Below are 14,193 nucleotides of genomic sequence, written 5' to 3'. Positions count from 1 at the left end.
GATTTAACAGATGGTGATTTAACTGGCTCTGAATTAAATGACTATGACTTAACAGATGGTGATTCAACTGACGGTGGTTTATATAAGGGTTAAAGCTAATAGTCGTTAATTATCTATTCAAGCACTTCCGCCAACACTCTCTCAAACACCGCTATCAAGTACGGCTATTCAATTCAGTAAACAGCGACGCTAATAGCGTCGCTTGTTCTGCTCTGCCACACTGGCGCCAAAGCGCAATAATGCATTCTGCAGTGCACAAGCCTCCTTCTTGCTGATTACGCCGCAGTATAAAGGCCGATTCAGGCATAAGTGGCGGCAAACTAATCCGTGCGGCTGTTTTGAGATAGGGACTCTGGCGCAGCATCTTACGCGCCTCCTGCCAGGTCGCATCTAAAATCACCACTTGGCTAGGCATTCGTTGTGTTGCTATGAGTGTGGATTGCGCTGGTGCTAATAACGTTTGTGCGTTCGAGAGCGCTGGCTCAGTATCACTTGCAGGAAACAACAGCTTGGCTTGCTGGGATGCTAGCATTGCCACTAAATTTTTATCAGGTGCCGTTCTCGACCAGACGATGCTTTTCACCTCTTCAGGGAATGCGGCTAACGCAAGTTGGCCAGTATTCGTTTTGCGAGTTAACTCGCGTTCGTGGGTCAATAAAATAATCTGCATTGTCTTCCCTGCTGCGGCAAAAGAGTGAGAAATTGTCTTAAACATCCACTGAGTCAGGCACAGACTCGAAGCACATCCACTTAAAAAATCAGGTTAAAATAACGGCGTTCAATCGCCAATAAACCAAGAAAACTAAGTTTGACATGAAATAAAATCATAGTTTAAAGTTATGATTTAAAAATGATAAAACTTAAAAAAATTCCAACACTATCTTTTTTAGCAGAAAAGTTTCACGCTCTATTGATTGGCCTTTATGGGGATGATTACGCTGAATATCTTCATTATGGGCGATTGCTTGATGAATATTGAGCCATTCAGGCCGCATGCCATTTTTAATCTCGTGGGCTTCTAATCGAGTCTCACCTAAACCACGCTCGCCCAAGGTGGTGTCGATACGGCACACATAACAGAATGACTCCATGTGCACCACGTTCGCCCCCTCACGGTACCAAGGTCGAAACTCTTCGTAACGACCAAAGGGGGCTAACACTTGAATATCTAAGGCGCCGGTTTCTTCCTGAAGCTCGCGGATCAGTCCATCTTCGAGACTCTCGCCATCGTCAATTCCACCTCCGGGTAAGCTGTAGTCGCGGTATTTTTGGGTATAAAGTAGCAAAATGTCTTCACCCGATAACACTATCGCGCGGGCAGCTCTGCGATAAAAAACGCGTGCCGTCTGTAAGTTAACCGCTGGATCTTGGGTGGTTCTCAATAAACGCATAGTCGTAGCCATTTGCCGAAAAGGAGTCGCAGCATAAACGAAAATGCGCCAAATGCAGATCAAAAACTGCCACAGAGGCAATAATCACACTCAGTCCAGTCCGAGTGATTAATTGGTTTTAACGATTACAAGATTGATTGTTAACGGTTTATGCTAAAATCGTTTTACCCATAATATTAACAACGAGATCGCGATGCATCAGCTCTTTCTCCTGATCCTCATCTTAGCTGCTCATCTTTGGTTCTCATCTTAGTTCTCAGCGTAATGCCCAAGCGGCAAAAATGCTCAAGAACATTCAAGCTCACTCATACTCACTCAAGAGCTGGGCCAATTGTTGCTGATAGGCGTGAATAATTTCAGGAGTTTGCTTGTGCGCCGGCATGCGTTGGTAATGTCCAATCACCTGCGACAGGTAGCGGTGTGCTCGCGGCAGGTTTGCTTCATCTAACGTCTGCCATATTAACGACCCCGTAGCAGTGATAGGCAGACCATTTGGATCTATGATTGTGCTGACGTGGAGGATTTCGTAGAAACGTTGATTCTCTTCCAATAAGTGTTCCGACTTAAGCCCTAGCCCTAAGGCTGAGAGTGATTGCCTAACGTGATAATTATGATGCACGGGACACAAAATAAACTCGAGGTACCGCTGTGGGTGTTGAACTAAGATTGCCCGCACTAAGTCCACCAGCAGTTCACCGCCCACACCAGCGATGATAATCAACTGTTTATCTTGGACACGGGTTTGCCCGAGCGGTAAAGCTGCAACATCGAGACAATGCACTTGCCACTGAGTATGACGATATAAGTTTGAGTTTGGTTCTTGGTTTGACTGTGAGTCTATGTCTGGGTTTAAGTCTGGATCTGAGTGTGGCGCTAAATTGGGATTAAGGCCTGATATCTCTGCGGGAAAGAAACGCTGCAACCGCAGTTCAAGCGCCTGCATTAGCGAAGGCACACAATCGACAAAATGCACTTGGCGAGCAACATTCCTTTTTAACAACAGCATACCGAGCAAACCATGATCGCAGCAGCAATCCCAAATATGATCGTAATGACCAGTGATCATGCTGTTTATCTGTTGTAAACGTTGGCTAATTTTCACGGTTTGACCTTACTGCTGCGGCTCCAAATGCTGTAAATCCCACGCTAAATTGCATTTTTAAGCAAAAAGAAAGCGCGCAGTTTACCCGAGTCAAAAGCAAACCACATCTTTTGTTCGTGCCCTCAAAGTGCTTCTCGTCACGTCTGTTACGACACGCCTTAATGTGGTGAATACGTATGCAGGCCGTTGCGGTTAAAAAGCCATCGCCACTAGTATGCTGTGAGTCACATTCATTATAAAAACAAGGATCAAGGAATGTTCATCAAGACCAACCCTATTCAGTTCACTCGCAGCGACTTAACTGCCCGTCACGTAACAGACTGCCACTTAACAAACAGCCACACTCGCCAGTGCTCATCGCGACAAAAGCTATCGCAAGCGCTATTAAGCCCTACAGCTATCGCCCTTGCGGTCACGAGTCTTTTTAGTGCCAACGTATTTGCCAAAACCGTTACCGTCAGCTCACCCAACCAACAAATTCAAATCAGCTTGAGTGATGATACTGGCCGCCCCGAATATAAAATCGATTTTCACGGCAAGACAGTCATAGAACCGAGCCGCTTAGGCTTAGTTTTTCAATCCCTTGGCGAACTCGGCCAAGGATTACAGATAAAAAGCAGCGATAAAAAAAGTGCCGATGAAAAGTGGCAACAACCCTGGGGCGAGCAGGAATGGATCCGCGATCAACACAATCAACTGACTGCGGTATTAAGTAATGGCAAGGTACAACTCCAAGTCGAATTTAAAGCCTTTGACGATGGTATTGGCTTTCGCTATCACTTAGCCGAGCAAACCGCCCTACCCGCCAATTCACCGCTATCCATCACTGACGAGTTAACCGAGTTCAATGTCGGCCAGAGCGATAAAGCCACAGCATGGTGGATCCCTGCCCGCGGCTGGAATCGCTACGAATATTTATATCGCACCACAGCGCTTAAAGACGTCGATAGAGCCCATACCCCCTTCACCTTTAAACTCACTGACGGTACACACTTAAGTATCCACGAGGCCGCCTTGGTGGACTTTGCCGCCATGACCTTAGATCAACAGCGCGATGGCAAGCTTAAGGCCGATCTCACGCCTTGGTCCGATGGTATTCGCGTCAAAACTCAAGTGGGTTTTTATACGCCGTGGCGCACCATTCAAATTGCCGACAAAGCAACTGGGCTGCTCAATTCGCACCTCATCCTAAACCTCAACGAGCCCAATAAACTCGGCGATGTCACTTGGGTAAAACCGGGGAAATACGTCGGTATTTGGTGGGGAATGCACTTAAACGAAAATACCTGGGGCTCGGGCCCAACCCATGGCGCAACCACCAGTGAAACAAAGCGTTATATGGATTTTGCCGCTAAATATCAGTTTGATGGCGTACTGGTAGAAGGTTGGAATGAAGGTTGGGATGGCGACTGGTTCCACAACGGCGACCAATTTAGCTTTACTAAGGCCTATGCTGATTTCGATCTGCCCGCCATCACAGCATACGGAGCAAAACAAAATGTACGTTTAATCGGCCACCATGAAACCGCAGGTTCAGTCACGCATTATCGCGAGCAAATGGCAGATGCCTTCGCCCTGTATGAGCAGCATGGTGTTACTCAAGTCAAAACGGGCTATGTCGCCGATGGTGGCCAGATCAAGCGCATAGATGACAAAGGCATTACCCGTCACGAGTGGCACGACGGCCAATTTATGGTCGGTGAGTATTTGCACAATGTCACTGAAGCAGCGAAACACCACATCAGTATCAATACCCACGAGCCGATTAAAGACACAGGCCTGCGCCGAACCTATCCGAACTGGATCTCCCGCGAAGGTGCCCGCGGCCAAGAGTACAATGCTTGGGGTAGCCCACCAAACAGCCCTGAACATACGGCCATGTTACCCTTTACCCGCATGCTTGCGGGTCCAATGGACTTTACCCCGGGAATTTTTGACTTAGCGCCCAAGGGGTTGGATGCTGAAAATCGTGTGCAAACCACATTGACCAAACAGCTCGCCTTGTACGTTGTGCTCTATAGCCCAATCCAAATGGCAGCGGATCTGCCGCGCAATTATGAAAAGCACTTAGATGCCTTCCAATTTATCCGCGATGTGCCCACAGATTGGTATCAAAGTGTCGCGCTGGCCGGTGAAGTCGGTGACTATGTGGTCTTTGCTCGCCAAGCGAAGGATCAAGGTGATTGGTACTTAGGCGCACTCACGGATGAAACCGCACGCAAGGTCACGGTCAAACTGGATTTCCTCTCCCCGAATAAACGTTATCAAGCACAAATTTACCGCGATGGTTCAAAGGCCGATTGGAAAACCAATCCCTATGATTATGTGATTGAAACCAAAGAGGTGAGTGCTAAAGATAGCCTAAACCTCACACTCGCCAGCAGTGGCGGCACGGCAATCAGATTCAAAGTACTTTAATAAAGTGCTTTAACGACTTTGTTGCGAGCAACAAAGTCGCTATAAACAAAAGTCACCATAAACAAAGGGCGCTAAAAAGCGCCCTTTGTGTTTATTATGACCCGATTAGTTTAACGTCAGCGCCACTATTTTAAGTGGATGATTGTCATCGAACGAAGGGAAATCCTCATGGGGATCGAGCCAAGTGTGCGTAGTGACTGTACGACCTTGTTTTTCAACACAGCGCACTAAACTGTCGAACCATGCTTGGCGCTCGACTTTCGCCACATTGTTACAGCAAACGATAGTGCCACCGACTTTGGTCGCCATTAATGCGGGCTTAAACAAACCTTGATAATCATTGACCAAATCGACAATACCAAAAGCACTCTTGGCATAACGCGGCGGATCGAGAAACACCAGATCAAACTGGGTTTGCGCCAATTTGGGATAACTCGGTAATTTTTGATTGCGGCGCCCTCCCACACTCAAGCCTGCCAATTGGCGCAATGCCGGAAACGCATCACTCTGCACAAACTCACATACATTCGACACCTGATTTAATGCCGCATTCGTTTTGCCCGTCGCTAAAGCAAAGGAAGAAAAATCAACATTCATCACCTGAGTTGCACCGCCGATGGCTGCCGCAGTACCAATGCCGCAGGTGTAGGAAAACAAATTCAGCACAGTTTTATCTTGGCTGTGTGCCCGCACATATTCGCGGCCAATGCGCATATCAAGGAATAACAGCGGATCTTGTCCTTCGTGGCGCAGTTTAGTGCTGAACTTAATGCCATTTTCCTGCATTACTCGCTCAGAACTCGCAATCTCTGTCAGTGCGGGTGATAAGGCATTCAATACACGGGAATGGCCTAAAGAACGATCGTTATACACAATAGGCAAATCGGCCTGTTGCAACAAAACAGTGCCGACATCAACCAACTCTTCGTCGGTTAAGGTTTGATGAAAACTCTGCACTAGCCAAACATCGCCGTAGCGATCGACATTCAAGCCACTGACGCCTTCGACTGTCCCATGGAACACCCGAAAACAATCGGTTTGATCCTGTTCAGCTTGTTGTAAAAAATCATGGCGTTTCGCCAGAGCCGTCGATAACAGCGTTTGAATAGACATAAAAAGCGGGACTCGCGCAGCGGAAACCTGCGTAAGGTTTCAAGATGGAAAACGGCATAATACCAAACTAGGTCGCAGAATATCGGAAAAGTTCGCCCCGAAAACAGCATAAACACCGACTAACACCCAAATGGGCGGAACTCTATGTCCCCCAACCCGCCAAGCCTGTTATAACTATGTACACGGAATAATTTTCAAACAAAGATGTGGGTTAAATCACTTCAAGCAACGGCTCTAACCCTGGCGCCGTTTTAGTCGGCACAAACTCTATCACCTCAAACTCAGCAACATCGGCAATGCTGAAAGGATCTTGCTGCAAAATAGCCTCTAGCGCCGCACGACTTTCAGCCTTGGCGAGGATGACGCCACCGGTACGTGGCACCTTACGACCCGAGGCGACAAAAGTCCCTGCGGCATAATACTCATCAAGATAAGCAATATGGGCGGCTAAATGTAACTCCACTTCTGCAATTGGCTTTTTATAGGTAAGCGAGACAACAAACATAGGGATCCTTTAATCAACTGAAAAAATTTAAAATAATCGAACGAAAAACGCTTAATCTGGCGATCATCATAAGCTAAGTACCTATCTGATCCCACCATATCTAAGCTGGCTATTATCATAGTGCAGAGTGCGCGACTTTCGAGTCAAGCTATCGGCATCCGTACTGGATATTTATTGCATGCTGACTCTTATTAAGTGCATTTAACTCGCCGTCAGTTATGCTGCGGTTGATTTTATCACTCAGTTAACATCCGCAATAACAATACCCTTTTTTCTAAAAAATAATGCAATGACTGATCATCAAGTATTCTAACAAGATTAGAGAGTTATTTGAGCATTCCAGCAAGCCTATAGCTATTGATAAACCGTCTAGATGCGTTACACCTATGTTTCCATCCAGTTACTGAGCCATGATGAATACGTATGTAAGCAGTTGTGCAAAAATCTACGCCGAGGCTACTATAAATCCGCTCGTTTCACCCTCTGCTTGTGGGGTTTGAAATCTGTGAGGTCGTTTCTGATAGGGTTACATACAAGGATTGCTATCAGACTTAAGTTCTTTCTGCTGACTGGCTTTAGGCCACTCACTTGGGCTAACCCCTTTGAATTAAGGTGTTAGCCCAAATTTGAAATGAATTTATCGGCGAATATGCTTCTGAGGGAGGAGTATATTCGCCATTTTTTCACAGAGTACACTCATTCATGGCATGCGCGAAACTACCATGAATAAGCCATGAATCTGACTCTTAGCTTTTATTGTATGCTCTTGGCTGTGATGAAATAGCTCACCACATAAAAGCAAAGTACAGTGCCAATCCATTGCTAGGCAAAACAATTAAAACAATAAGCACTCAAGGCAGAACGACTGCCAGCAACAGAAAGGAAGTTCAATGTCTTCGAATTACCAGCAAGATCCCCATCAAGCCGCAGCACCTCAGTTGCCGCATGCATTCAAGCAACAACCTGAGTTGAGTTTCTGGCAAATTTTTAATATGTGTTTCGGTTTTTTAGGCATTCAATTTGGGTTTGCCCTGCAAAATGCCAACGTCAGCCGCATTTTTCAAACCTTAGGGGCCTCTATCGATGAAATCCCCATACTGTGGATTGCCGCGCCGCTAACGGGTTTATTGGTTCAACCTATTATTGGTTATTTGAGTGATAACACCTGGGGTCGCCTTGGCCGTCGTCGCCCCTATTTTTTGATTGGCGCGATTTTTACTACCCTTGCCATTTTTATCATGCCGCACTCGCCTACCCTGTGGATTGCCGCAGGCATGTTATGGATCATGGATGCCTCGATCAACATCGCCATGGAGCCGTTTCGCGCCTTCGTCGGTGACAATTTACCGAAAAGCCAACGTACTCAAGGCTATGCCATGCAAAGCTTTTTCATCGGTATTGGCGCTGTGGTGGCTTCGGCCTTACCCTATATTTTGACTCACTTTTTTGATGTTGCGAATACTGCACCAGCAGGTGAAATTGCCGATTCAGTACGTTATGCCTTCTATTTTGGCGGCACAGTATTATTGCTCGCCGTCAGTTGGACTGTCGTATCGTCAAGAGAATATTCCCCTGAAGAATTAGCCGCCTTTAACGCAAAACAAGTCGATGCTGAAGATGAAACTTTAGCCCGCACTCGTACCCGCAAGGACTATCAATTTGCCTCCATCGTGTGGATGGGTCTCGGCGCCCTGCTCACCTTCGCTATTTGGGCGCAGGATTTAGATAAACAACTGTATATCTTAAGCTTAGGGATTTTCGCCTTTGGCCCATTACAACTATATTGCGCGCTGCGTTTGGGCAATTCACAACCCGCTGAACGCAATAAGCTCGGCATGGTATTTAGCGTGGTCGATGACTTGTTCCATATGCCCAAAGCCATGCATCAACTGGCGATCGTGCAGTTTTTCTCTTGGTTCGCACTGTTTGCCATGTGGATTTACACCACAGCCGCCGTGACGTCTTACCATTTTGGCAGCAGCGATGTATTGTCCCAAGCTTATAACGACGGCGCAGATTGGGTCGGCGTACTGTTCGCCTCCTACAATGGTTTTGCCGCCATTGCCGCGATTTTTATTCCTATGCTGGCTAAGCGTATTGGCATCAAGCTGACCCACACAGTCAATATGTTCTGTGGTGGTATAGGTTTGATTAGTTTCTTTTTTATTACAGACCCAAGCCTGTTATGGCTGCCTATGATAGGTGTCGGTATCGCGTGGGCGTCAATTTTATCTGTGCCCTACGCCATGTTGTCGAGCATGTTACCCCCGCAAAAAATGGGCGTTTACATGGGGATTTTTAACTTCTTCATCGTCATCCCGCAGCTTCTTGCCGCCAGTGTGCTGGGTTTAGTGCTCAATGGTCTGTTCGATGGTCAACCTATTTATGCACTGATCACAGGTGGCGTCTTGATGATGTGCGCAGGTATTGCCGTATTATTTGTCGACCAAGACGTTGTCGAACAAAATAACCCAAATAATCAAAGTACAGCGATGAACCGCAAGACTCACTTAATCACGAAAGCCACAGACAAATTAACAAATAAAAGTTAACTCTTTATAGCAACGATACACATTAGGCGACATGCAGAAATGCATGTTAAGCGCGGTGAATTCGGTCACTCGGCTAATCACAGCAGCATAAAATATCTTTATCAATTCAATCACTATAAAAATAAAACCATTATTTGGGGAGAACGAGATGGAATCGAGTCCTACGCCGCAGCAGGATCTGCACACCAGCCAAAACCGTCACACACAAGCGTTAACAAGACACAGCCGCCTAGCGCTTGCCGTCGCCGCAAGCCTATTAGGGATAATAGGGTTAGCGGCCTGTTCACCCACATCGAATTCAGCAACAACTGCCACAAGTGTGAATGCCGCGCCAAATGTGCAGCGGGTTGCGCCCGGCGCACCGGGTAAAGCGCCGACTTGGGCATTTTCGGGTAAAACTGGTATTGGGACGTCTTACGAGCCTTATACCCAAGGTCAATATCAAGATGCTAAGCAAAATCCCATTAGCCGCGTTTGGTTCTCCCTCGCCCAAGGTATTTTAACCGAAACCATGTATGGTCTTATCCATAATGCGCAGCTCAAAGAACTGCAATTTGTGGTCACAGGTAATGGCTTTGTCGATACCGAAAAAGAGAACACCATCAGCAGCATAGAATATTTAGATACAGATGCTAACGGTCGCCCACAATCCCTTGCCTATAAAATTATCAATAAAGATGTTGAAGGTAAGTATCAGATTGAAAAGCATATCTTTACCGATCCAGACCGCGACACTTTGATGATGCGTGTCACCTTTACTGCCTTTGAAGACGGCATTACACCGCATTTGTATGTCAATCCGCATATCGATAACGCGGGCGCCAATGATATCGGCCGCATCGACACTCATACAAAGAATCAGTCGCTGGTGGCCTATACCGCCGCCAAAGACAGTAGCGTAATGACGGTAAAATCCGATCTGAATTTTGTGCAGGCTACGACTGGCTTTGTCGGCGTCTCCGATGGCCTAGCCGATTTGGCCGATAACGGCAAACTCGATACGCCCTATCAAACGACCAGTGCGCAAGATAAATCGACCGTTGGCAATATCGCCTTTACCGCGAGTTACCCTACGCTCATCAAAGCCAAACCCGTCACCTTTAATCTCGCCATCGGTTTTGGTAAAGATGAAGCACAGAGTTTAGCCAATGCCGATGCCAGCTTGGCCGCAGGTTATGATGCTGTGCTCAGCCATTACAATGCAGGCTGGCAGGGTTACCTAAGCTCACTGCCCGCCATCGCTAACATGGCTAACAACACCACAGATAACGGCAAGCTGCTGTATACCAGCGCTATGGTCTTGAAAGCGCAGGAAGATAAAACCTATGCGGGCGCACTGATCGCTTCGCTTTCAAACCCTTGGGGCGATACGGTTTCGGCAGCCGTGCCGAGCACTGGCTATAAAGCAGTATGGCCGCGCGACTTTTACCAATGCGCCATGGCATTCCTCGCCATGGGTGACACGCAAACGCCCAAAGTGGCCTTCGAATACCTGAAAAAAGTGCAAGTGACCGAAAAGACGCCCGGCTATACAGGTACGCCAGGTTGGTTCCTGCAAAAGACCCATGTGGATGGCCAAATTGAATGGGTCGGTGTACAGCTCGATCAAACCGCCATGCCTATCATGCTCGGCTGGAAACTCTGGCAAGCGGGCGTACTCACCCCTGATGAGATCAGTCACTGGTATCAAGAGATGCTCAAAGGTGCAGCGGACTTTTTGATCAGCGGCGGTGACGTCAATCTGGATTGGAATCACACTCAAATCACCCCGCCCAAAACCCAGCAAGAGCGTTGGGAAGAACAAGCGGGTTACTCCCCCTCGACAACGGCCGCAGTGATTGCCGGTCTTGTTGCCGCGAGTGACATCGCCAAAGAAGCTAAAGATATTACTTCAAGCGCCCGTTATCTTACCGCCGCCAAAGACTTAAGTCATAGTTTAGAAAAACACTTAGTCACCACCCAAGGCCTATTGAAAAACAGCGCAGATGTCAGCGCGCCTTACTATTTACGTTTAAGCCCGAATGGCGAGCCAAATACTAGCGATACACTGGCGGCAAATAACGGTAAGCAAGGTTTAGATCAACGTCAGATCCTCGATGGCGGATTTTTAGAACTGGTACGTTATGGCGTGCGCGGTGCAACTGACAAGCTCATCAATCAAAGCCTTCAACTGATTGATAATACAGAGCTTGAGCACAACCTACGCATAAAATACGTGTTTACCGCCAAAGATGGCAGCACCATCTCAGGCTTTAGACGTTATGGCAACGACGGCTACGGTGAGGATACGGTTTCTGGCAAAAACTATGCAGAATCCGGCAGCAACAGCGCCGATCAACGCGGCCGAGTCTGGCCCTTCTTCACCGGCGAGCGCGGTCATTTTGAATTAGCACTCGCCCAAGCAAAAGGCGAGCTAACTGGCAATAATGCCAAGCAAACCAAGCTGCAGTTGATCAACACCTATGTGCAAGGCATGGAAACCTTTGCGAATGCGGGCATGATGTTACCCGAGCAAGCGTGGGACGGTGTCGGCGATGCCACCCGCTATCATTACCAACTCGGACAAGGCACTAATTCTGCCACACCGCTCGCCTGGACCCATGCAGAATACATCAAACTGGTGCGCTCAATGACCGATGGCCAAGTCTGGGATTATTACCCTATCGTCCCAGCGGCATTGAAATGACAAGTTGAAATAGCCAATTAAAATAGCGCATTAGCTTAAGACACTTTGATAAATTGCAGGCTAGAACAGCATCCTAGATATTGTTCTAGCTTTTTTATAGACGGTTTTATGATGCCTGATTTAGCGCCCGCTTTTCATAGGCTTATGCTGCGGGTAATCTTGCGGCGTGCAACCAAATTGCATTTTAAAAGCGGCACTGAAACTGCTGACACTCAAATAACCTAAACTATGGGCCACCATAGTTGTGCTCTCCCCTTGGCTTAAGCTCTCAAGCGAATTTAACAAACGAAATCTTTGTCGCCATTGTCGATAAGTAAGCCCAGTTTCAGCTTTGAATAGTCGCTCAATAGTTCTCACACTCGCGCCGCCCATTTCGGCTAACTCGGTCAGTGAGTAACTCACTTTTGGACGTCGGATCAGCGTTTGGATCAAGCGGCTGAGTCTTGGATCTGAGCCAGCAGGTAAATGGGCATCCAGACTGTCCAGAGTTTGAAGCTCATCGATGGCAACCAAACCCAGCCGATGCAGTTGTCCACTGTCCATAAGATGTGAACTTTCACAAAGTTTAAGCACTAATTCACGCATCAGCGCTGTCATCGTCACCATCACCACTTGCGTATCCTGTGGCCTAACGCCATAACTAGGGTCAATATAAATATTACGAGTGTGGGCGTGGGTTTCGCTGTTCACTTGATGGGGCAAATTACAGGGGATCCATACCGCATGGGTTGAGGGTACCACCCAGACGGCATTTTCACTGCGAACACGTAACAAGCCTTTGGCGGCCCAAAGTAGCTGACCCCGCGGGTGCGAGTGAGGTTCGATGCCCGCTTCCGCCGCCATATTGCGAGTATGGGTCAGCACGGGCCGATTGGCATCTATGATAAACGCCGCATCACTGGGTGTTAACAATGTCGCTTTAGGAACATACTTTGACATATTACCTTCTTAAAACGCCAAACCAAGTCAGTTATCTTAGTAGGCATCTTTTACGTATTCAACCCAATAGGTCGGTAAACATGAAACGTTTTATTGGCGTTAAACAGCTAGCGTTTTTCAGTGCACTGTTGATCGCTACTTTACTTGCGCTTTTTCCGCTAAGTCAGCATCCCGCGGTGTTTTCCTACAGCGCAGGCGTAGTGTTAGTGACCTTGATGTTTTGGAGCACAGGTTTCTTCCCGCCCTTTATGGCGGGGTTAATCTTTTTTGCCCTTGCCACCATTTTTAAACTCATTGAGCCGAGTATACTTTTCTCCGGATTCGGCTCAACTGCGGTGTGGTTAATCATTTCGGGGTTTGTGATCGGCAGTGCCATCACTCAGTCAGGTTTAAGTCGCAGAATGGCCAGTTTGATTGCCCCCATACTGACCACAAGTTATCCACGCTTGATTGCGGGTTTGGTCTTTAGTGCCGTGCTGCTTGGCTTTGTGATGCCCTCATCCGTTGGCCGTGCTGTGGTCATGGTGCCAATTGGTATGGCGTTAGCTGAGCAAGTCGGTTTTGCTCGTGGTAGCCATGGACGGATAGGCATTGCGACCGCCTTGGCACTGGCGTGCAACATGCCCAGTTTTGCCGTGTTGCCCGCGAATATTCCCAACATGATATTAGCGGGTTCCAGTGAGAATCTATTCAATATCCACTTTGGTTATACTGAGTATCTCTTATTGCATTTTCCAATCCTTGGCTTACTCAAATCAATATTGATTGTGGCGCTAGTCGTTTTCCTATTTCCTGCAAAAATTGATAACAACCAGCCTGAACGCGTTATTAAAAAAGAAGCTTACAACCTTGATATGCAAAATAAAGTTGCACTGTTACTGACTATTACTTTGCTCTTTTGGGTGACTGACTCGCTGCACGGCATTAATCCCGCTTGGGTAGGATTAACAACGGCTATCTTGTTATTGCTCCCCAAATGGGGAGTGCTTGAGTCTAAGAGTTTTAATAGTTCAGTGGATTTGTCGACCGTCATTTTTGTCGCGGCAGCCTTAGGTCTGGGAGCATTGGTCAATCATTCCGGGCTCGGCACTGCGCTAGGTCAACTGTTCAGTGAATGGTTACCCTTGCAGCAAGGGGCATCGTTCCTGAATTTTATGTCGTTATCGTTAATCGCGACGCTAACAGGATTAGTGGCAACGGTTCCAGGCGTGCCGACTGTGTTATCCCCCATGGCAGCAGACTTTGCCAATGCAACTGGCTTCTCCACTCCAGCGATATTAATGACGCAGGTGATCGGTTTCTCAACCGTGATTTTTCCTTATCAAGTGGCTCCTTTGATTTTGGCGATGCAATTATCCCAAGAGCCATTAACTAAACTACTTCGCATCACCTTACCTCTAGCGGCAATAACTCTAGTTGCACTTATTCCACTGGATTATCTGTGGTGGCTATGGCTCGGTTGGATAGCCTAAACCCTCACCATTGGC

The 14,193-nt window shown here is 47.4% G+C and carries 9 protein-coding genes and 1 pseudogene; 4 read left to right on the top strand and 6 right to left on the bottom strand.

Annotated features, from left to right (window positions below; translation table 11 throughout):
• Nucleotides 1-154 precede the first annotated feature (154 nt).
• From L5M17_RS13700 to L5M17_RS13690, 3 genes and pseudogenes are all read right to left on the bottom strand, one after another.
• Complete coding sequence (locus L5M17_RS13700) at nucleotides 155-670, bottom strand: tRNA-uridine aminocarboxypropyltransferase (protein ID WP_411568942.1); 516 nt, start codon at nucleotides 668-670, stop codon at nucleotides 155-157.
• Between the two features lie 190 nt (nucleotides 671-860).
• Nucleotides 861-1,391 (bottom strand): NUDIX hydrolase, encoded by a 531-nt coding sequence (locus L5M17_RS13695; protein ID WP_028759835.1) that lies wholly within the window; start codon nucleotides 1,389-1,391, stop codon nucleotides 861-863.
• 285 nt (nucleotides 1,392-1,676) lie between these two features.
• Nucleotides 1,677-2,493: pseudogene (locus L5M17_RS13690) on the bottom strand (tRNA (adenine(22)-N(1))-methyltransferase).
• A gap of 255 nt (nucleotides 2,494-2,748) precedes the next feature.
• Between L5M17_RS13690 and L5M17_RS13685 the strand changes: the two are divergent.
• Nucleotides 2,749-4,911, top strand: a complete 2,163-nt coding sequence (locus tag L5M17_RS13685) for a glycoside hydrolase family 97 protein (RefSeq protein ID WP_263148123.1) — start codon at nucleotides 2,749-2,751, stop codon at nucleotides 4,909-4,911.
• Between the two features lie 105 nt (nucleotides 4,912-5,016).
• On the opposite strand, the gene L5M17_RS13680 is transcribed toward L5M17_RS13685, so the two are convergent.
• Nucleotides 5,017-6,024, bottom strand: coding sequence for a class I SAM-dependent rRNA methyltransferase (locus tag L5M17_RS13680; RefSeq protein WP_263148122.1), 1,008 nt, complete (start codon nucleotides 6,022-6,024; stop codon nucleotides 5,017-5,019).
• A 211-nt stretch (nucleotides 6,025-6,235) separates the two neighbouring features.
• Nucleotides 6,236-6,529, bottom strand: coding sequence for a YciI family protein (locus L5M17_RS13675; RefSeq protein WP_263148121.1), 294 nt, complete (start codon nucleotides 6,527-6,529; stop codon nucleotides 6,236-6,238).
• Nucleotides 6,530-7,419: 890 nt separating this feature from the next.
• Between L5M17_RS13675 and L5M17_RS13670 the strand changes: the two genes are divergently transcribed.
• Entirely contained in the window at nucleotides 7,420-9,081 is a 1,662-nt protein-coding gene (locus tag L5M17_RS13670) for an MFS transporter (RefSeq protein WP_263148120.1), read from the top strand.
• A gap of 148 nt (nucleotides 9,082-9,229) precedes the next feature.
• Nucleotides 9,230-11,767 (top strand): glycoside hydrolase family 15 protein, encoded by a 2,538-nt coding sequence (locus L5M17_RS13665; protein ID WP_263148119.1) that lies wholly within the window; start codon nucleotides 9,230-9,232, stop codon nucleotides 11,765-11,767.
• A gap of 120 nt (nucleotides 11,768-11,887) precedes the next feature.
• Here L5M17_RS13665 and L5M17_RS13660 read toward each other — a convergent pair whose 3' ends face one another.
• Nucleotides 11,888-12,706, bottom strand: coding sequence for an AraC family transcriptional regulator (locus tag L5M17_RS13660; RefSeq protein ID WP_173244669.1), 819 nt, complete (start codon nucleotides 12,704-12,706; stop codon nucleotides 11,888-11,890).
• Nucleotides 12,707-12,786: 80 nt separating this feature from the next.
• Here L5M17_RS13660 and L5M17_RS13655 point away from each other — a divergent pair, with 80 nt between their 5' ends.
• On the top strand, nucleotides 12,787-14,178 hold the full coding sequence (locus tag L5M17_RS13655; protein WP_263148118.1) for an SLC13 family permease: 1,392 nt from the start codon (nucleotides 12,787-12,789) through the stop codon (nucleotides 14,176-14,178).
• The last annotated feature ends 15 nt before the right edge of the window (nucleotides 14,179-14,193 follow it).

It is taken from the genome of Shewanella sp. SW24 (genome assembly GCF_025653395.1).
In the GTDB taxonomy this organism is placed as follows: Bacteria; Pseudomonadota; Gammaproteobacteria; order Enterobacterales; family Shewanellaceae; genus Shewanella; species Shewanella oncorhynchi.
This window is presented reverse-complemented; position numbering and strand designations above follow the sequence as displayed.

Bases quoted from the DNA above. Each gene is read 5' to 3' on its own strand.
- L5M17_RS13695 (WP_028759835.1), bottom strand. From the start codon at position 1,391: ATGCGTTTATTGAGAACCACCCAAGATCCAGCGGTTAACTTACAGACG.
- L5M17_RS13660 (WP_173244669.1), bottom strand. From the start codon at position 12,706: ATGTCAAAGTATGTTCCTAAAGCGACATTGTTAACACCCAGTGATGCG.
- L5M17_RS13655 (WP_263148118.1), top strand. From the start codon at position 12,787: ATGAAACGTTTTATTGGCGTTAAACAGCTAGCGTTTTTCAGTGCACTG.
- L5M17_RS13685 (WP_263148123.1), top strand. From the start codon at position 2,749: ATGTTCATCAAGACCAACCCTATTCAGTTCACTCGCAGCGACTTAACT.
- L5M17_RS13700 (WP_411568942.1), bottom strand. From the start codon at position 670: ATGCAGATTATTTTATTGACCCACGAACGCGAGTTAACTCGCAAAACG.
- L5M17_RS13680 (WP_263148122.1), bottom strand. From the start codon at position 6,024: ATGTCTATTCAAACGCTGTTATCGACGGCTCTGGCGAAACGCCATGAT.
- L5M17_RS13670 (WP_263148120.1), top strand. From the start codon at position 7,420: ATGTCTTCGAATTACCAGCAAGATCCCCATCAAGCCGCAGCACCTCAG.
- L5M17_RS13675 (WP_263148121.1), bottom strand. From the start codon at position 6,529: ATGTTTGTTGTCTCGCTTACCTATAAAAAGCCAATTGCAGAAGTGGAG.
- L5M17_RS13665 (WP_263148119.1), top strand. From the start codon at position 9,230: ATGGAATCGAGTCCTACGCCGCAGCAGGATCTGCACACCAGCCAAAAC.